The following is an 18,997-nucleotide window of genomic DNA, read 5'->3' as shown; positions in this document are numbered from 1 at the left end:
CGGCGGCTCGGCAGGGAGGGGGTCACCCGGTGACTCCAGGACTCCGCAGGCGCGCGACGGCACGGTGGGCCCGCTGGTCGCTCACTCCGGCGCTCGCGGCGCTGCTGCTGTCCGCGCCCCCCGTCGCGTACGGGGCGGAGAGCGGGCCCCCACCGAACGGGCCGCCCGCGGCGCAGGACGGAACGGCGACCGGGCGCGGGGCAGGCGCTGTGCGTGGTCCGGGGGCTGGGGCGCGGGGGCCCGGGACCGCGTCGCCGACAGGGGCAGTGTGGGGGCCCGGGGCAGGGTCCGGAGCCGCAGCGCCTTCCCTACCGGCGTCGGTCCCGGCGCCTACTTCGGCACCGCCATCCACATCGGCATCGGAACCGGTCGGGGGCGTGAGCGGCTCGCCGACCGGGAGTTCCTCGCCGTCGGGCGCCCGCCCGGCACCCGGCCCGGCGGCCGGGTCCCGGAAGCCGGGCCCACCCGCCGAACCGTCCGTCTCCGCGTCGCTCGCGGGGCGGCCGGCCGGGGAGGGGCGCGTACGGCCGGGGCGCAAGCCGGCGTCTCTCCAGAGCGCGGTGCCGGTGCGCCCGTCCGCCCCCGAGGAGCCGGTTGGTACCAGAACTGCAACAGAGGGGGACGGCGAGGAGGAGCCGGACGAGGCCGTGGAAGCGGTACCGGAGAGGGAGGAGGCGCCTGCCGCCACACCACCCGCGACGGCGCCCGCGGCAGCCCGGGTGAGTCTTCCGCGCACCGCCGCCACCCCTTCCCACCGGCAGGTTCCCGTCATGACCCTGGGCGCGGGGCTCACGATGGTCGGTCTCGGCATCGGATTCCTCGGGGTGCGGCTGAGGCGCCGCTGACCGCTCGCGGCCTCCCGCGTCCTCCTTGCGACGGACCCCCGCGTTCCCTCTCAGGTCGGTTGTCCAGGACGACATACTCGGTATACATACTGAGTATGTCGATCCGCCACGGCCTTCTGGCCCTCCTCGAACGCGGCCCGCGTTACGGCTCTCAGCTCCGTACGGAGTTCGAGTCCCGTACCGGCGCGACCTGGCCGCTCAATGTGGGCCAGGTCTACACGACGCTTGGCCGCCTGGAGCGCGACGGCATGGTCGCTCAGAGCGGCGAGGACGACGCCGGCCACGCCCTCTACACGATCACCGACGCGGGCCGTGAGGAGCTCAGGACCTGGTTCGAGCGGCCCGTGGACCGCACGAGTCCGGCCCGCGACGAGCTGGCGATCAAGCTGGCCATGGCCGTGGGCGCCCCCGGCGTCGACATCCGGGCCGTGATCCAGTCCCAGCGCCGGCACACCGTGAAGGCGATGCAGGACTACACCCGGCTCAAGGCCCAGGCGATCACCGCGCTCGAAGGCGGCGGTCGGCAGGAACGCGACGACGTGGCATGGCTGCTCGTCCTGGAACAGCTGATCTTCCAGACCGAGGCCGAGGCCCGCTGGCTCGACCACTGCGAAGCCCGCCTGATCCGGCTCTCCATCGCCGCCGGACAGCCCGGCCCGGCCGCTCAGGCCGCTTCCACAACCTCAGCCCCGGCACCCGCACACGACGCCGGAGCCACGCCGACAGCCACGCCCGAACCCACCGCCGAGGTGGGCCGGACCCCACGGCGCTGATCCCGCCCCGCGCCACCACCCGTCAATCCGCTCCGTACGTCTCGTACGTCGGCGTACGTCCAAGGGGGACCCCTCTCCATGTCCGAACGATCGCAGCAGGCGCAGCAGCCTGTGCTGCAGCTGCAGCAGCTGACCCGCGTCCACGGCTCCGGCGCCACCGAGGTGCACGCCCTGCGCGGCATCGACCTCGACGTCTTCCCCGGTGAACTCGTCGCCGTCATGGGCCCGTCCGGGTCCGGCAAGTCCACCCTGCTCACCATCGCGGGCGGACTCGACACCCCCACCTCGGGACGGGTGATCGTCGAGAACACCGACATCACCTCCGGCGACCGCAAGGTCCTCTCCGCGCTGCGCCGCCGCAGCATCGGCTACGTCTTCCAGGACTACAACCTCATCCCGGCGCTCACCGCCGCCGAGAACGTGGCCCTGCCGCGCGAGCTCGACGGCGTCTCCGCCCGCAAGGCCCGTGGTGAAGCCCTCGCCGCGCTGGAGGAGATGGAGCTCGGCCACCTCGCCGACCGCTTCCCCGACGAGATGTCCGGCGGCCAGCAGCAGCGCATCGCCATCGCCCGCGCCCTCGTCGGCGACCGGCGCCTGGTCCTCGCCGACGAGCCGACCGGCGCCCTCGACTCCGAGACCGGCGAATCGGTCCTGGCCCTGCTGCGCGCCCGCTGCGACGCGGGAGCCGCCGGTGTCCTGGTCACCCACGAGCCCCGGTTCGCCGCCTGGGCCGACCGTGTGGTCTTCCTGCGCGACGGCGCCGTCGTCGACCAGACCGTCCGCAGCGACGCCGACTCGCTCCTGACCGGCCAGGCGGGCCAGCGGTGACGAACTGGTTCCACTCCTGGCGCGCCGCGGTGCGCATCGCCCGCCGTGACGCCTGGCGCTTCAAGGGACGCAGCTTCCTCGTCCTCGCGATGATCGCCCTGCCCATCCTCGGTGTCAGCGCCGCCGACCTCACCCTGCGCAGCTCCGAGCTCTCCGCGCAGGAGAAGATCCAGCGCTCCCTGGGCGCCGCCGACGCCCGCCTGTCCGACCCCGGATTCGGCGGCGCGCCGATCCTCCAGAGCCCGGACGCCGAGAACTACAGCCCCGCCAAGGACTACGAGAACGCGCCCTGGCCGAGCGGCAGCACCGACGTCAGCAAGGCCGTCCCGGCCGGCGCCACCACACTGGTGGACACCACGGGCAACGCCAAGGTGCGTACGGCACACGGCCTGCTGCAGACCGATATACGTGAGCTGAAGGCCGCCGACCCGATGGCCCGGGGCATCATGGCCCTCCAGCAGGGCCACTTCCCGGAGAAGCCCGACGAGGTCGCCGCGACCACCGCGTTCCTGGAGACCAGCGGCCTGAAGGTGGGTCAGACCCTGACGGCCCGTGGCTTCGACCGTACGTACCGGATCGTCGGCGCCTACGAACTGCCCAGCGACCTGAAGGCCAGCCAGGTCAACGCGCTTCCCGGCGCCTTCCTCGCCCCGTACGGGAAGGCTCTTGAGGCGGCCGGGCTGCAGTCGCAGGGGGCCTCCAGCACGTATCTGCTGAAGATCGACGGCGGTTTCACGTGGAACATGGTCATGGAGACCAACAAGAAGGGCGTGATGGTCGCGTCCGCGGCCGTGCAGCTCAACCCGCCCGCCGACGCCGATGTGCCGCTCTTCCAGAAGGAGGGCTGGAACAACTACCAGATGAGCGCCGGGGCGCAGGCCGCCGCTCTCGCCGCGGTCGGCACGGTCGTGGGTCTGGCCATGCTGGAGATCTGCCTGCTCGCCGGCCCCGCGTTCGCCGTCGGCGCCCGCCGCTCGCGCCGCCAGCTCGGGCTCGTCGGCGCCAACGGCGGTGACCGCCGCCACATCCGCGCCATCGTCCTGGCCGGCGGACTCGTCATCGGTGTCGCCGCGGCCGTCATCGGCACGGTCCTCGGCATGGTCCTCACCTTCGCCCTCCAGCCGGTCCTCGAGGACTACATGGGCAAGCGGTTCGGCAGCTTCGACATCCGCCCGCTGGAGCTGCTCGGCATCGCCCTGCTGGCCGTGGTGACCGGTCTGCTCGCCGCGATCGTCCCGGCGATCACCGCCTCCCGGCAGACCGTCCTCGCCTCGCTGACCGGCCGCCGTGGTGTGCGCCGCAGCAACCGCGTCCTGCCCGTCGTCGGACTCGTCGCGGTCGCGGCCGGCGCCGCCATCGCGCTGTACGGCTCCGTCGTCAGCGACCAGTTCGTCATCGTCGCGGCCGGCAGCGCCCTCGCGGAGCTGGGCGTCGTCGCCCTCACCCCGGCCCTGGTCGGCCTCTTCGGCCGGCTCGGCCGCTGGATGCCGCTGTCGCCGCGACTGGCCCTGCGCGACGCGGTCCGCAACCGGGGCCGTACGGCTCCCGCCGTCGCCGCCGTCCTGGCCGCTGTCGCCGGCACCGTCGCCGTCGCCACGTACGCGGCGAGCAGGGACGCCCAGGACCGGGCCTCGTACCGGGCCGAGCTGCCGTACGGCGCGGTCTCCGTGATGATCGACGAGGACGCCGGTCGGGACGTCCCGGCCGTGCGCGAGGCGGTGCAGCGGTACCTCCCCATCGATCTGCGCGCCGACGTCGACCGGATCGGGGTCGGCAAGGCGAACTGCTCCTCGATGTACTCCAGCGAAAAGGGCTGCGGGCGCTACGAGGTCGTCGTCCCGAAGGCCAACCAGTGCCCCCTGTGGCTACCGACCACCGACGGCTCGGACCCCGCGGAGCGGTTCTCCAAGGAGCAGCGGCGTGAGCTCGCCAAGGACTGGCGCTGCAAGTCGGGCAACGAGGGCGGCGCCTACATCGAAGGCGGGCTGCTGATCGCCGACGCCAAGCTGCTGAAGATTCTCGGCATCAACGACAGCGCGGCCGAGAAGGCCCTCGCCGACGGCAAGATCGTCTCGTTCTCCAAGCCGCAGGTCGACAAGGCCGGCAAGATCGGCGTCCGGCTGATCACCGACATCGAGGCGGCCGACCGGGCCAGCGAGAAGGGCCTGGACGCGCCCGGCGAGATCAAGACGTTCGGTACGTACCAGATGCCCGAAGGCACCAAGGGCTACGGCATCTCCGGCATCCTCACCCCGGCCGCCGCCAAGGACGCCGGTCTGCGGGCCGTCCCGTTCGGTGCGTACTACTCCACTGACCAGATGCCCAGCAGCGAACAGCGGCAGAAGCTCGACGCCGAGATCGCCCGGCTCGGCAGCGCCGCCAACCTCCACCTGGAGGAAGGATTCGTCAGCAAGAACAGCATCGTGCTGCTCGCCCTGACGGTCTTCGCCGGTCTCATCACCATCGGCGCCGCCGGTATCGCCACCGGCCTCGCCCAGGCCGACGCCGAGGCCGATCTGAAGACGCTCGCCGCCGTCGGAGCGCCGCCGCGGGTCCGCCGTACGCTCAGCGGATTCCAGTGCGGGGTGGTGGCCGCGATGGGTGTGGTGCTCGGATCGGCGGCCGGTGTCCTGCCGGCGGTCGGTCTGCGCCTCACCGAGGAGCGCCAGGAGCTGAAGTTCTACCAGCAGGCCCTGGACGAGGGCTGGGGCGGCATCACCCCGCCGCACGTGCCGATCGTCGTCCCGTGGGAGACGCTGGCGGCCCTGCTGGTGGCCGTCCCGCTGGGGGCCGCTCTGCTGGCCGCGCTGGTCACCCGCTCCCGTGGCGCGCTGGCCCGCCGCGCGGCGACCTGACGGGCCCGAGCGCACGGGTAGCCGTGCCCCCGTAGGAGGGTGGATCACCCTCCTACGGGGGCACACCGTGTCTGACAGCATGTGTGCGAGAGAATGGCGGCATGGAGATGCCGAGGAGTGAACGGTCGCAGGAGAGCCCCCATGTCCTGGTGGTCGGACAGGACGGGATGGCGATCGGCGGCGCCGACGACGAGTCGCGCGAGGTTCCCGTGACGGACATGGTCGAACAGCCGGCGAAGGTCATGCGCATCGGCAGCATGATCAAGCAGCTCCTGGAGGAAGTCCGCGCGGCTCCTCTGGACGAGGCGAGCCGGGTCAGGCTCAAGGACATCCACGCGAGCTCCGTGAAGGAGCTCGAGGACGGGCTGGCGCCGGAGCTGGTCGAGGAACTCGAGCGGCTGTCCCTGCCGTTCACCGACGAGGCGATCCCCTCCGAGGCGGAACTGCGCATCGCGCAGGCCCAGCTGGTGGGTTGGCTGGAGGGCCTCTTCCACGGCATCCAGACGGCCCTGTTCGCCCAGCAGATGGCGGCCCGCGCCCAGCTGGAGCAGATGCGCCGGGCTCTGCCGCCGGGCGGCTCCCACGAGGACAGCGACGAATCGGGGCACGGCGCGGTGCGGTCGGGGCCGTACCTGTAGCCGTACCCGCCTGACGTGCGGCGCAGGGCCCGGAGCATCGACTCCGGGCCCTGTCGGCGTTTCAGGTGCTTGGTTGGGTTGGTGCGGGCGGTTGTTGGCTGCCGTTGTTGGCTAGCTGGGGGCCTGGTTGGGCCGGGTGCGGGCGGTTGTTCAGGCCGTTGCGGGGGCCTGGGGGGCCACCAGCAGGACCTTGCCCACGTGGGCGCTCGCCTCCACGGCGCGGTGGCCCTCCGCGGCGTCCTGGAGCGGCAGCGTACGGTCGACGACGGGACGGACCGTGCCCGCGCCGATCAGCGGCCAGACATGCTCCTGTACGGCCGCGACGATCGCCGCCTTCTCGTGCAGTGGGCGGCCGCGCAGCGTCGTCGCCATGATCGCGGCGCGTTTCATCATCAGGGCGCCGAGGTTCAACTCCCCCTTCACACCGCCCTGGAGGCCGATGACGGCCAGGCGTCCGCTGACCGCGAGGGCGCGTACGTTCCGGTCCAGGTACTTCGCTCCGACGATGTCGAGGATGACGTCCGCGCCCGCCCCGTCGGTCGCCTTGCGCAGCTCCTCCACGAAGTCCTGCTCGCGGTAGTCGATCAGGATGTCCGCGCCCAGCTCGGCGCAGCGGGCCAGCTTCGCCGGGCCGCCCGCGGTGACCGCGACGCGGGCGCCGACGGCCTTGGCGAGCTGGATCGCCATCGTTCCGATCCCGCTCGCCCCGCCGTGCACCAGCAGCGTCTCGCCCGGCCGCAAGTGGGCGATCATGAAAATGTTGGACCAGACGGTCGCGGTCGCCTCCGGCAGCGCGGCCGCCGCGACGAGGTCGACGCCCTCGGGCACGGGCAGCAGCTGGCCGATGGGGACGACGACCTTCTGTGCGTACCCGCCGCCCACGAGCAGCGCGCACACCTCGTCGCCGACGGACCAGCCGGACACCCCCGGGCCGAGCTCGGCGATCCGGCCGGAGCATTCGAGGCCGGGGTACGGGGAGGCGCCGGGCGGGGGATCGTAGAAGCCCTGCCGCTGCAGCAGATCGGCGCGGTTGACGGCGGTGGCCGCCACCTCGACGAGCACCTCGCCCTCGCCGGGCACGGGATCGGGCACCTCGGCCCAGACGAGCGCCTCGGGGCCACCGGGTTCCGGAATCGTGATCGCATGCATGGCGGCGAGGCTACTCGGGCGGCGTGGAGAGCGGAGGGACCGGTCGCGCCCGCACGATGGTGATCAGCCGGTCCGTGAGCTGGAGCGGGCTGGCGGCCGGATCGTCGTAGCCGAGCAGCCGGTGCCCGCGCAGCACGCTCACCACCAGGTCGTTGGTCTCCCGGGGGCTCTTGCCGACCTCGCTCTTTATGACCGGCCGCTCGACGAGATCGAGGCCCGTTCCCTGCTGGATCAGGTCCTCCATCACCGTGCCGGCGCTGGGGCTGAGGACCGACAGACCGAGCAGCCGGCCGGCGGCGCTCGCACTGGTGATGACGGCGTCCGCACCGGACTGGCGCAGCAGCGGCGCGTTCTCCTCCTCACGGACCGCGGCGACGATCTTCGCCCCGCGGTTGAGCTGGCGGGCGGTGAGCGCCACCAGCACGGCCGTGTCGTCGCGCTGGGTGGCGATGACGATCTGGCGCGCCTTCTGGAGCTCCGCGCGCAGCAGGACATCGCTGCGGGTGGCGTCGCCGATCACGCCCACGAAGCCGTCCGCGTTGGCCGCTTCGATCACCTTGCTGCTGGGATCGACGATGACGATCTGGTCCTTCTTGAGACCGGTCGCGCAGAGCGTCTGGATGGCGGAGCGGCCCTTCGTGCCGAATCCGACGATGACGGTGTGGTCACGCAAGGTGGCCCTCCAGCGGTTCAGCCGCCACTCCTCCCGGGTCCGTTCCGTGAGGACCTCGAGTGTCGTGCCGACCAGAATGATCAGGAAAATCACCCGCAGCGGGGTCACCAGCAGCACGTTCACCAGACGTGCGCTGTCGCTGTGGGGAACGATGTCGCCGTAGCCCGTGGTGGAGAGGGTGACGGTCGCGTAGTAGACGGCGTCGAGCAGGTCGATGCTGCCGTCGGCGTTGTCGTGGTAGCCGGCGCGGTCGAGGTAGACGATGACGACGGTCAGCACCAGCACCCCGAGGGCCATCAGCAGCCGCTTGCCGACCTGCCACAGCGGGCGTTCGACGATCTTGCGGGGGATTTTGACGCGCGCGGTGTCGAGGTGGTCGGCGGCGGTGCGGGCGATGGCGTCCTGGCCGTGAAGTTTCACGTGAAACACACCCCTTCGGCCGGCCCCGCCGACCTCGCCGACGCCGCCGACCAGGGCAGGTCGAGGATCTCCAGTTCGTCCCCGGGCCGCGCGCCCCCGGGCGGTACGACGGCCAGACCGTCGGCGGCGGCGATGCCGCGCAGCATGGCCGGCCCGTTGTAGTGCAGCGGCAGGACCTCGCCGCGGCGGTGGGCGACCGGCACGAGCCGGGTGTCGTACGGGTGTCCCTGGACCTCTTCGCGTACGGGCACCCGGTACGGCTCCGGCTCCGGCCGGGCGGCCAGGGAGCGCAGCAGCGGCGCGGCGAGGGTGAGCAGGCCGGAGACGGCGGCGAGCGGATTGCCGGGCAGTCCGACCAGATGCCTGCCGTCGGTGAGACGGGCGAGCAGCATGGGATGGCCGGGGCGCACCTTCACGCCGTCGACGAGCAGCTCGGCGCCCGCCTCGCGCAGCACAGGGTGCACGTGGTCGACGGGTCCGGCCGCTGTGCCGCCGGTGGTGACGACGAGGTCGGCGCCCGAGCCGGTGACGGCCTCGTGGAGGGCGTCGGCGGTGTCCCCGACGCGCCGGGTGGCGATGACGTCGGCGCCGAGCGCCCGCAGCCAGGGGCCGAGCATCGGCCCGAGCGCGTCGCGGATGAGCCCGTCGTGGGGGAGGCCGCCGGTGAGCAGTTCGTCGCCGAGGACCAGTACCTCGACGCGCGGGCGGCCGGCGGTGAGCAGCTCGTCGTACCCGGCGGCCGCGGCCAGGCCGAGCACGGCCGGGCTCACCACGGAGCCCGCGGGCAGCAACTGATCGCCGGTGCGGCACTCCTGGGCACGGGGCCGGATGTCCTGGCCGGGGACGACGTCCCGCAGGGCATGGAGTCGGCCGGCGGCGTCGGTACGGGAGTGCTCCCTGCGGATGACCGCGGTGGCGCCCTGGGGGATCCGGGCGCCGGTCGCGATCCGTACGGCGGCGCCGTCGGCGAGGGGCTGCGTGGGCGCGTGCCCGGCCAGGACCGAGTCGTCCTGGCGCGGCTCCCAGGGTCCGGGTCCGGCGACGGCCCAGCCGTCCATGGCGGAGGTGTCGAACGACGGCAGGTCGGTGAGCGCGGCCAGCGGCCCGGCCAGCACACGCCCGAGCGCCTCCGCCAGCGGTACCGCGACCGCCTCCCGCGCGCTCCCGCGCCCGGCCCGCGCGGCGACGGCCCGGGCCTCGGGCCAGGGCGTGGCGCGGTGCGGCACGGCCGTGGAGGGGGAGGCGGGGGACGGGGCCGCCGCGGGCGCGGGGCCGGTCGGCGCGTCGTCCGGCTCTCCCGGGGCGGTGGGGCCGGAGGTCTCGTTCCGCGGGCTCGTGGGTCCGCCGGGGCCGCCGCGGCCGGATGCGTCCGCGTGCGGGCGCCGGGCCGGGGCCGCGGCCGGACTGGGGCCGAGCAGGGCGAGGGCGTCATGCATGCCGTCGGCGTCGTGGAGGACGTCGGCGTCGTGCCTGCCGAGGGTCTCCTGCCGGGCGGGGGCGGGGCGGGAGCCGGTCAAGGCGTCGTCCAGGCCGCGGGCGGCGGGGGCTCCGTGGGCGGCGAGCCTGTTCTGGGGGTCGTGCTCCTGGGACGTCATCCGGCCTCGGTGTCCTTGGTGTCGCCCGGCTGCGACTCGGCCGCCCAGCGGTTGGCGAGCGCGGCGGCCTTGCGCGCCGCCTCGGCGACGGCCTCGGGGCCACCGCCCGCCCCGGCCAGCCCCGCCGCGTACCCGACCAGGAAGGTGGTCAGCGGCGCGGCGGGCCGCGCCACGCCGTGGGCGGCGTCACGGGCCAGATCGAGCAGCACGCCGGTGTCGACGTCGATCTCGATGCCCAGTTCGTCCTTGACTGCGGTGATCCATTCGTCCAGCACGTTCCCATGCTCCCTGATGCGGGCGCGGGCTGCGGCAATGTCCTCCCAGGTGTCGCAGTCGAAGGAGGCCAGGGGCCGCGCGGCGACCCGGACGATTCGGAGTTCCTGGGTCAGAAGCCGCAGCGGCAGCCCCGAGAGGCTGCCGTACTCGGTGGCGGCGTGGGCCAGCTCCCGCCTGAGCGGCTCGGTCCGGTACGCCGCCACGAGCGGCTGGTCCCGGCCGTCCGGGTCCACACAGAGCGCCGCCTCCGCGCCGGCCTCCCGCCGCACGGCGTGCAGCAGGTCCCCTACAGTCTCCTCGCCCAGGAACGGCAGGTCGGCGGAGAGCACGAGGACGGTGTCGGCCTCGACCTGGCGGACCCCGGCGTCGAGGGCGGCGAGCGGTCCGCCGCCGGGCGGGTCCTCGCGGGCCCAGACGACGGGCCGGGCGGTGGGCCGCCGCCCGCCGACGACGACCGTGCGCCCGGCGGTCCGGCACGCGGTCAGGACGCGGTCGAGCAGGGCGCGGCCGCCCACGCTCAGCGCGGGCTTGTCCACCCCGCCGAGCCGCTTCGCGGCGCCCCCGGCGAGCACAATGGCGTCATACGCGGTCACCCCAGAAGTATGGTCCGCGCCCCGCCCGCCGGGGGAGCCGGTCCTGCTACAGCGTCCTGAGCAGCACCGCCGGCTGTTCCACGCAGTCCGCCACGTACCGCAGGAAGCCGCCCGCCGTACCGCCGTCGCAGACGCGGTGGTCGAAGGTGAGCGACAGCTGAACCACCTGACGGACCGCCAGTTCGCCCTGGTGGACCCAGGGCTTGGGGATGATCCGGCCGACCCCGAGCATCGCCGCCTCGGGGTGGTTGATGATCGGCGTGGAGCCGTCGACCCCGAACACGCCGTAGTTGTTCAGCGTGAACGTCCCACCGGTCAGGTCCGCCGGCGTCAGCGTGCCCTGCCGGGCCGCCTCGGTCAGCCGGCCGAACTCCTCGGTGAGTGATTCGGCCGAGCGGGCCTGCGCATCGCGGACCACCGGCACCACCAGGCCACGGTCGGTCTGCGCCGCGAACCCGAGGTGCACGGCGGGCAGTCGGACGATCTCCCGCGCGGCCATGTCGACCGTGGAGTTGAGCTCCGGGTAGCGGGCGAGCGCGGCCGTGCAGATACGGGCGAGCAGCGCCAGCAGCGAGACCTTGGGGCCCCCCGCCGCGTTCATCGCAGCGCGGGCCGCCATGAGTTCGGTGGCGTCGGCGTCGACCCAGCAGGTGGCGTCCGGGATCTCCGTACGGCTGCGGGAGAGCTTGTCCGCGACGGCACCGCGTACGCCGCGCAGCGGGATCCGCTCGCCGGTGAGCCCGGCCGTGGCCGCCGGGGCGGTGGCCGCGGGCGCGGGGATGGGTGCCTCGGCCGCGCGGATCGCCTGCTCGACGTCCGCGCGCAGGATCAGCCCGTCGGGGCCGGAGCCCTGCAAGGACCGCAGGTCGAGCCCCTTCTCCCGGGCGAGCTTGCGCACCAGCGGCGAGATGACCGGGACGGGCCCGGACGCCTCACGCACCGCCGGGGCGGAGGGGACTGCGGGGGCTGCCGGGGCGGAGGGGACTACGGGGGCTGCGGGGCCGGCGGGCCCGGTGAGGCTGGTGGGGCGCACCCGGCGGCGGCGGGCGGCGGGGGCGCCGGTGCCGTAGCCGACGAGCACATTGCCGGAGCCTTCGCCGGACGAGGCGGAGGAGGCGGACGAGCCGGCCGGGGCGGAGGCGCCCTGGGGCGCCGCGCCGGGCGCGGCCGCGTCGACGGGTCCGACCGCCACGGTCAGCAGCGGCGCGCCGACCGGCAGTTCGGTGCCCTCCTCGCCGAAGCGGGCGGTGACCACGCCCCCGTAGGGGCAGGGGACCTCCACCATCGCCTTGGCGGTCTCGACCTCGACGACGGGCTGGTCGATGGCGACGACGTCGCCGACGGCGACGAGCCAGCGCACGATCTCGGCCTCGGTGAGTCCCTCACCGAGGTCCGGCAGCTTGAATTCCAGGACCTGGGCCATCAGCTCCCCGCCTCCCACTGCAGGCGCGCGACCGCGTCCAGGACCCGGTCCACGCCCGGCAGGTGGTGCCGCTCCAGCATCGGCGGCGGGTAGGGGATGTCGAAGCCGGCCACCCGCAGCACCGGAGCCTCCAGATGGTGGAAGCAGCGCTCGGTGATCCGCGCGGCGATCTCGCCGCCGGGCCCGCCGAAGCCGGTCGACTCATGGACGACGACGGCCCGGCCGGTGCGCCGCACCGATGCGCAGACCGTCTCGTCGTCGAACGGCACGAGCGAGCGCAGATCGACGACTTCGAGGTCCCAGCCCTCCGCCTGGGCGGCCTCGGCGGCCTCCAGGCAGACCGGCACGGACGGACCGTAGGTGACGAGGGTCGCGCTGCGGCCGGTGCGGCGCACGACCGCCTTGCCGATCGGCTCGACGGCGGTCGGCGCCTCGGGCGACCAGGCCGCCTTGGACCAGTAGAGCCGCTTGGGCTCCAGGAAGACCACGGGGTCGTCGGAGGCGATGGCCGCCCGCAGCAGCCCGTAGGCGTCCTCGACGGTGGCGGGGGTGACGACATGGAGCCCCGGAGTCGCCATGTAGTACGCCTCGGAGGAGTCGCTGTGGTGCTCGACACCGCCGATCCCGCCGCCGTACGGCACTCGGATGACCATCGGCATCGGCATCGCGCCGCGCGTGCGGTTGCGCATCCGGGAGACGTGGCTGATCAGCTGCTCGAAGGCGGGGTAGGCGAAGGCGTCGAACTGCATCTCGACCACCGGCCGCAGCCCGTACATGGCCATGCCGACGGCCGTCCCCAGGATGCCGGCCTCGGCGAGCGGGGTGTCGGTGCAGCGGTCCTCGCCGAACTCCTTGGCGAGGCCGTCCGTGACCCGGAAGACGCCGCCGAGCGTGCCGACGTCCTCACCCATCACATGGACGGTCGGGTCCTCGGCCATCGCGTCGCGCATGGCGCGCTGCAGCGCCTGCGCCATCGTGGCGGGCTTGGCCGCTGCCAGCGTCGTCGTCATCGCACATCACCTTCGGTGCCTGCCGAGGCGTCGTCGCCCGCGGCGTCCAGCTCGGCCCGCAGCTGCGCGGCCTGCTCCCGCAGCTGCGCGGTCTGCTCGGCGTAGACATGGGCGAACAGGTCCATCGGGTCGAGGACCGGCTCGGCGTTCATCCGTTCACGCAGCGCCGCGGCCATCGTCTCGGCGGCCTCGGCGGCCTGCCGCTTTCCTTCCTCGTCGAGCATCCCGCGCTCCGTCAACTCCCGCTCGAGCAGCCGGATCGGGTCATGGGCCCGCCAGGCCTCGACCTCGCTGTCCCCGCGGTAGCGGGTGGCGTCGTCGGCGTTGGTGTGGGCGTCGATCCGGTAGGTCACCGCCTCCACCAGCGTCGGTCCGCCGCCGCGCCGGGCGCGGGCGACCGCCTCGGAGAGCACCTGGTGGACCGCGACGGCGTCGTTGCCGTCGACGAGCCGACCGGGCATGCCGTATCCGACGGCCTTGTGGGCGAGGGAGGGGGCGGCGGTCTGCTTGGCGAGCGGTACGGAGATCGCGAAGCCGTTGTTCTGGACGAGGAAGACCACGGGGGCCTGCCAGACGGCGGCGAAGTTCAGTGCCTCGTGGAAGTCGCCCTCGCTGGTGCCGCCGTCGCCGACCATGGCGAGGGCGACGACGTCGTCGCCCTTGAGGCGGGCCGCGTGCGCCAGACCGACGGCGTGCGGCAGCTGGGTGGCCAGCGGTGTGCACAGCGGTGCGACGCGGTGCTCGTGCGGGTCGTAGCCGGTGTGCCAGTCGCCGCGCAGCAGGGTGAGCGCCTGGACGGGGTCGAGCCCGCGCGCCACGGCCGCGAGCGTGTCGCGGTAGGAGGGAAACAGCCAGTCGCGGTCTTCGAGGGCCAGCGCGGCCGCGACCTCGCAGGCCTCCTGGCCGGTGCTCGACGGGTAGACCGCGAGCCGCCCCTGCTTGGTGAGGGCGGTCGCCTGCGCGTTGTAGCGGCGGCCGCGCACCAGCTCGGCGTAGAGCCGCCGCAGCAGCTCGGGGTCGGCCGTGGCGACGGCATCCGTGCCGAGCACCCGGTGGGGCTCGGTCTCGGGGAGCAGCGGCGCGGGGTCCGTGCGCGGCTTCCACGCCGGGGGCGGGGTGGGCCGGTAGACACTGGCGGCACCGGGCAGCTCTTGGACTGTCGAACTGCTCTGTTTCAACGAGTCCACCTCCTCGTGGGAGCGGGCATAAGACCCGAAGGCGGTGGGCGCGAGTGTGGCGCGCCTCACCTACCGATTGTTCGGTCGTGGACGCATTTTGGCTACAGGCACCTCCAGCCTGTGGACAAACGGTTCTCCACAGCCTGGGATAGAGACAGGTCGTCCATGGCGGAGAGGTGGGGGGACATGGTGGATGAACAAATGGCCGACGGCTGGGAGCAGAGGCCCTCGGCGCGCCAGCTGGACGCGATCGACAAGGACATCCTCCGCATCCTGCAGACGGACGGCCGCGCGTCGATACGTTCCGTGGCCGAGCGGGTGCACGTGTCGCGGGCGAACGCCTACGCCCGGATCAACCGGCTGATCGACGACGGGGTGATCCGGGGCTTCAGCGCGCGGGTGAACCACGAAAGGGCGGGCCAGGGCGCGTCGGCGTACATCACGCTGAAGATCGTCCAGAACTCGTGGCGCACGGTCCGCGAGCAGCTCCAGGCGTTGCCGGGGGCCGCCCACATCGCTCTGGTCAGCGGAGATTTCGATGTCCTGCTGCTGGTGCACACACCGGACAACCGCACCCTGCGGGAACTGGTCCTGACCAGGATCCAGTCGATTCCCGAGGTGCTGTCGACCCGCACCCTGCTGGTGTTCGAGGAGACGGACCTCGACCCGGAGCGGGACTAGACACTCAAGGGTCTGGGACTAGCCGCTCAGGCCCGGGACTGAACGCTCAGGGGCCCGGACGGGACGCTCAGGGGGCCGTACGCAGCCCGTCGAAGGCCAGGTGGACGACGGTGTCGGCCACCTGGGCACGTTCCGCGTCCCCGCCCGGGTGCGGCCTGTACCACTCGACCAGCGAGTTGACCATGCCGAAGAGCAGCCGGGTGGCGAGCCGGATGTCGACGTCGGCCCGCAGGTCGCCGTCGGCGACGGCCGCCTTGAGGAGCTCGGCCACCCGGTGGTCGAACTCGCGCCGGCGCTCCATGGCCCAGCGTTCGGTGGTGGTGTTGCCCCGCACGCGCAGCAGCAGCGTGACGTAGGGCAGCTCCGCGATCAGTACCTCGACGGTCCTGCGGGTGACGTACTCGACGCGCTCGACGGCCCGACCCCGCACCGCGCCCGGTTCGTCGAGGATGCCGAACAGGCCGTCGAGGGCGCGGCTCACGGCGCGCCGCAGCAGCTCCTCCTTGCCCGCCACATGGTGGTAGATCGACGACTTCGAGATCCCCGCCGCCTTGGAGAGGTGCTCCATGGAGGTGCCGTCGTAGCCGCGCTCGTTGAAGACCCGGACGGCGACGGAGAGCAGCGTCTCGGGGGTGTACGTGTCGCGCTTGGCGGTTGTCATGGACCTACTCGCTCTTCATCTCGACGTACGTCTGGCGGTAGAGGGCCAGGGAGGGTGCGTAACGGCCGGTGGGCACGCGCGCGTGGAGCTCGTCGAGCAGCTCGTGGGCCCAGGCGTGGCCAAGCCTGCGGCCCCATTCGACCGGGCCGAGGGGGTAGTTGACGCCGAGCCGCATCGCCGTGTCGATGTCCTGCTCCGAGGCGACGCCCTTGGCGACGGCGTCCGCGGCGAGGTCCACGAGCATCGCGACCGTCCGGGCGACGATCATGCCGGGTACGTCCCCGATGACGCTGACGTTCTTGCCGAGGGCCTGGAAGAGGCCGATCGACTCACGGAGCGTCTCCCAGGCGGTGACCTCGGAGGCGGAGAGCGCGATCCGGGTGGCCTCGCGGTAGTCGAGCGCCAGGTCGAAGTAGACGACGTCCCGGAACTCCACAGAGGTCTGTCCGTCGGCGAGCACGAGCTGCCCGCCGCTGGGCAGCAGGATGCGGGTGCCACGGTCCTCGTCCTGCTCGTGCACCGTGATCCCGGCCTCGCGGCAGAGCGCGACCAGCTCACCGGCCGGGCCCAGATCGCCCTCGACGGTGATGTGCGCGGGCGGCTCGGTCGCCGGAGCGGTGTGCGGCTCGGGCACCTCGGCGCCCTCGGCGTACGAGAACCAGCCCTGGCCGGACTTGCGGCCCAGGCGGCCCGACTCGACCAGCCGCCGCTGGGCGAGGGAGGGGATGAACTTGGGGTCCTGGTAGAAGGACTCCCACACCGACCGGGTCACGGCCTCGTTCACGTCCTGGCCGATCAGGTCGGTCAGCTCGAAGGGGCCCATCTTGAAGCCGCCGCACTCGCGCAGGACGGCGTCGATCGTGGCGGGGTCGGCGCCGCGCTCCTCGTGGACGCGCAGGGCCTCGGCGTAGAAGGGCCGGGCCAGCCGGTTGACGATGAACCCGGGGGTGTCGGCGCAGCGCACCGGCGTCTTGCCCCAGGCCTTCGCCGTCTCGTACGCGCGCGTGGCGGAGCGCTGGGCCGTGGCGTGCCCGCTGACCACCTCGACGAGCGGGAGCAGCGGGGCGGGGTTGAAGAAGTGCAGGCCCACGAAGCGGTCGGGGACCCGCAGGGGGCCCGCGATGGCGGTCACGGAGAGGGAGGAGGTGTTGGTGGCGAGGAGGCAGTCGTCGGCGACGATCTCCTCCAGGGCCGTGAAGAGCTCCTGCTTGACCTCGAGCCGTTCCACGATCGCCTCGACGACGAGCGCGGCGTCGGCGAGGTCGGTGAGCGCGGCGGCCGGGTGGAGCCGGGCGAGCGCGGCGGACCGTGCGTCCGCGTCCAGCCTGCCCTTTTCGACGAGCCGGTCCAGGCGGCCCGCGATGGCCTCGGCGGCCTGCTGCGCCCGCTCGGGGAGGGCGTCGTAGAGCCGTACGGGATGGCCCGCGACCAGGGCGACCTGGGCGATTCCCTGCCCCATGGTGCCGGTGCCGACGACGGCGACGGTACGGCTCTGCTCGATGGCGGTCATATGGATGATCCTCCCCTACCAGTTATCCACAGCTTCTGCGGACCCCCTTGTCCCGACCGATCGTTCGGTTACTCTAGCTCTGACCGCCTTTGACTGCCCACCCGTCACACATCACCACCCATCTGTTGGGGAGCGCTTCGCGCGCGACTGATTTGGCTCACCGAGGAGTTGGTCCGTAATGGCCGCCGCTCAGCTGACCACCGACCGCCTGGCCGAGACCCACCGGCCCACGCTCGATCAGGCTCTCGAAACGATCCGTACGCGCGCGTACTGGTCGCCTCACCCGGAGCATCCGAAGGCCTACGGAGAGAACGGCTCGCTGAGCGCCGCCGACGGTCTCGCCGCCTACGAATCCCTGCTGAACGGCCGCTTCGAGCTGGATCAGCCGGGCACGGACGGCTGGACGGGCGGCGAGGTCTCCCCGTACGGCCCGGCGCTGGGCGTCGAGTACCCGCACGCGGACATCGACGTGCTGCTGCCGGCGATGCGCGCCGGCATGGCTGCCTGGCGGGACGCGGGCGCCGAGACGCGGGCCCTGGTCTGCGTGGAGATCCTGGCCAGGATCAGTGCCCGCACCCATGAGTTCGCGCACGCCGTCATGCACACCAGCGGCCAGGCGTTCATGATGGCGTTCCAGGCGGGCGGCCCGCACGCCCAGGACCGCGGCCTGGAGGCCGTGGCGTACGCCTACGCCGAGCAGATCCGCACCCCGCAGGACGCCGGCTGGTCCAAGCCGCAGGGCAAGCGGGACCCCCTGGAGCTGAAGAAGACGTTCACGCCCGTCGCGCGCGGGATCGCGCTGGTGATCGGCTGCAACACCTTCCCGACCTGGAACGGCTACCCGGGCCTGTTCGCCTCCCTCGCCACCGGCAACGCCGTGCTGGTCAAGCCGCACCCGCGGGCCGTGCTCCCGCTGGCGCTGACCGTGCGCGTCGCCCGCGAGGTGCTCGCCGAGGCCGGTTTCGACCCGAACCTGGTCGCCCTGGCCGTCGAGCGGCCCGGTGAGGGCATCGCCAAGACCCTGGCCGTCCGCCCCGAGATCCGGATCATCGACTACACCGGCTCCACCGCCTTCGGCGACTGGCTGGAGGCCAACGCACGCCAGGCGCAGGTGTACACCGAGAAGGCCGGTGTGAACACCGTCGTCGTCGACTCCACCGACGACTACAAGGGGATGCTCTCCAATCTGGCTTTCTCGCTGTCCCTGTACAGCGGCCAGATGTGCACCACGCCGCAGAACCTGCTGATCCCGCGCGAGGGCATCACCACCGACCAGGGCCCGAAGTCGTACGACGAGGTGGTGGCCGACCTCTCCGCCTCCATCGCCGGTCTGCTGGGCGACGACGCCCGGGCGAACGCGCTGCTGGGCGCGCTGGTCAACCCGGACGTGAAGGCCCGGCTGGAGGCCGCCGCCGCCCTCGGCGAGGTGGCCCTCCCGTCCCGTGAGGTCGCGAACCCCGAGTTCCCGGACGCCGTGGTCCGTACGCCGGTGATCGTCAAGCTGGACGGCGCGAAGCCGGACGACGAGGCGGCGTACATGTCCGAGTGCTTCGGGCCGGTGTCCTTCGCCGTCGCCGTCGACTCGACGGCCGACGCCCTGGAGCTGCTGCGGCGCACGGTCCGCGAGAAGGGCGCGATGACGGTCGGCGCGTACACCACGTCGACCGACACCGAGCGCGCCGTCGAGGAGGTCTGTCTGGAGGAGTCCGCGCAGCTCTCCCTCAACCTGACGGGCGGGGTCTATGTGAACCAGACGGCCGCGTTCTCCGACTTCCACGGCTCGGGCGGCAACCCGGCCGCCAACGCCGCCCTGTGCGACGGCGCGTTCGTCGCGAACCGCTTCCGGGTGGTGGAGGTCCGCCGCCAGGCCTGACGAGTGCACCCGGACC

At 73.0% G+C, this 18,997-nt stretch carries 16 protein-coding genes; 7 read left to right on the top strand and 9 right to left on the bottom strand.

The window, feature by feature from the left end:
* The first annotated feature begins 647 nt into the window (after positions 1-647).
* The 5 genes from ACZ7LT_RS15810 (at position 648) to ACZ7LT_RS15790 (ending at position 5,939) form a co-directional block, all read left to right on the top strand.
* Entirely contained in the window at positions 648-845 is a 198-nt protein-coding gene (locus tag ACZ7LT_RS15810) for a hypothetical protein (RefSeq protein ID WP_471236607.1), read from the top strand.
* Positions 846-940: 95 nt separating this feature from the next.
* Positions 941-1,618 (top strand): PadR family transcriptional regulator, encoded by a 678-nt coding sequence (locus ACZ7LT_RS15805; protein WP_471236606.1) that lies wholly within the window; start codon positions 941-943, stop codon positions 1,616-1,618.
* A 78-nt stretch (positions 1,619-1,696) separates the two neighbouring features.
* A complete protein-coding gene (locus ACZ7LT_RS15800; protein ID WP_471236605.1) occupies positions 1,697-2,446 on the top strand; it encodes an ABC transporter ATP-binding protein in 750 nt (249 codons plus the stop codon).
* Positions 2,443-5,301 carry an ABC transporter permease gene (locus ACZ7LT_RS15795; protein WP_471236604.1) on the top strand — a complete coding sequence of 953 codons (2,859 nt, stop codon included), beginning with the start codon at positions 2,443-2,445 and terminating at the stop codon, positions 5,299-5,301. Before ACZ7LT_RS15800 ends, ACZ7LT_RS15795 begins: the two co-directional genes overlap by 4 nt.
* Positions 5,302-5,402: 101 nt before the next feature.
* Positions 5,403-5,939: a bacterial proteasome activator family protein gene (locus ACZ7LT_RS15790; protein ID WP_471236603.1), complete on the top strand. Its 537-nt coding sequence runs from the start codon at positions 5,403-5,405 to the stop codon at positions 5,937-5,939.
* A 150-nt stretch (positions 5,940-6,089) separates the two neighbouring features.
* On the opposite strand, the gene ACZ7LT_RS15785 is transcribed toward ACZ7LT_RS15790, so the two are convergent.
* Genes ACZ7LT_RS15785 through pdhA form a run of 7 tightly spaced genes read right to left on the bottom strand, consistent with a single transcriptional unit; the run spans position 6,090 to position 14,265 of the window.
* Entirely contained in the window at positions 6,090-7,088 is a 999-nt protein-coding gene (locus tag ACZ7LT_RS15785; RefSeq protein WP_471236602.1) for an NAD(P)H-quinone oxidoreductase, read from the bottom strand.
* Positions 7,089-7,098: 10 nt separating this feature from the next.
* Entirely contained in the window at positions 7,099-8,181 is a 1,083-nt protein-coding gene (locus ACZ7LT_RS15780; protein WP_471236601.1) for a potassium channel family protein, read from the bottom strand.
* Positions 8,178-9,776, bottom strand: a complete 1,599-nt coding sequence (locus ACZ7LT_RS15775) for a molybdopterin molybdotransferase MoeA (protein ID WP_471236600.1) — start codon at positions 9,774-9,776, stop codon at positions 8,178-8,180. The genes ACZ7LT_RS15780 and ACZ7LT_RS15775 overlap by 4 nt, the downstream gene beginning before the upstream one ends.
* Positions 9,773-10,645 carry an NTP transferase domain-containing protein gene (locus ACZ7LT_RS15770; RefSeq protein WP_471236599.1) on the bottom strand — a complete coding sequence of 291 codons (873 nt, stop codon included), beginning with the start codon at positions 10,643-10,645 and terminating at the stop codon, positions 9,773-9,775. Before ACZ7LT_RS15770 ends, ACZ7LT_RS15775 begins: the two co-directional genes overlap by 4 nt.
* 46 nt (positions 10,646-10,691) lie before the next feature.
* Positions 10,692-12,068 (bottom strand): dihydrolipoamide acetyltransferase family protein, encoded by a 1,377-nt coding sequence (locus ACZ7LT_RS15765; protein ID WP_471236598.1) that lies wholly within the window; start codon positions 12,066-12,068, stop codon positions 10,692-10,694.
* Positions 12,068-13,078: an alpha-ketoacid dehydrogenase subunit beta gene (locus ACZ7LT_RS15760; RefSeq protein ID WP_189200317.1), complete on the bottom strand. Its 1,011-nt coding sequence runs from the start codon at positions 13,076-13,078 to the stop codon at positions 12,068-12,070. Before ACZ7LT_RS15760 ends, ACZ7LT_RS15765 begins: the two co-directional genes overlap by 1 nt.
* A complete protein-coding gene (pdhA, locus tag ACZ7LT_RS15755) occupies positions 13,075-14,265 on the bottom strand; it encodes a pyruvate dehydrogenase (acetyl-transferring) E1 component subunit alpha (RefSeq protein ID WP_471236978.1) in 1,191 nt (396 codons plus the stop codon). Before pdhA ends, ACZ7LT_RS15760 begins: the two co-directional genes overlap by 4 nt.
* A 192-nt stretch (positions 14,266-14,457) precedes the next feature.
* On the opposite strand from pdhA, the gene ACZ7LT_RS15750 reads away from it, so the two are divergent.
* Positions 14,458-14,937, top strand: a complete 480-nt coding sequence (locus ACZ7LT_RS15750) for an Lrp/AsnC family transcriptional regulator (RefSeq protein ID WP_471236977.1) — start codon at positions 14,458-14,460, stop codon at positions 14,935-14,937.
* Between the two features lie 67 nt (positions 14,938-15,004).
* On the opposite strand, the gene ACZ7LT_RS15745 is transcribed toward ACZ7LT_RS15750, so the two are convergent.
* Positions 15,005-15,598 carry a TetR/AcrR family transcriptional regulator gene (locus ACZ7LT_RS15745; protein WP_471236597.1) on the bottom strand — a complete coding sequence of 198 codons (594 nt, stop codon included), beginning with the start codon at positions 15,596-15,598 and terminating at the stop codon, positions 15,005-15,007.
* A gap of 4 nt (positions 15,599-15,602) precedes the next feature.
* Positions 15,603-17,108, bottom strand: coding sequence for a 3-hydroxyacyl-CoA dehydrogenase (locus tag ACZ7LT_RS15740; protein ID WP_471236596.1), 1,506 nt, complete (start codon positions 17,106-17,108; stop codon positions 15,603-15,605).
* 178 nt (positions 17,109-17,286) lie between these two features.
* Between ACZ7LT_RS15740 and paaN the strand changes: the two genes are divergently transcribed.
* Entirely contained in the window at positions 17,287-18,981 is a 1,695-nt protein-coding gene (gene paaN / locus ACZ7LT_RS15735) for a phenylacetic acid degradation protein PaaN (RefSeq protein WP_471236595.1), read from the top strand.
* Positions 18,982-18,997 lie beyond the last annotated feature (16 nt).

It is taken from the genome of Streptomyces sp. NPDC039465, assembly GCF_055639315.1.
The sequence above is the reverse complement of the archived record's forward strand: the minus strand, read 5'-3'. Positions and strand labels throughout refer to the sequence as shown.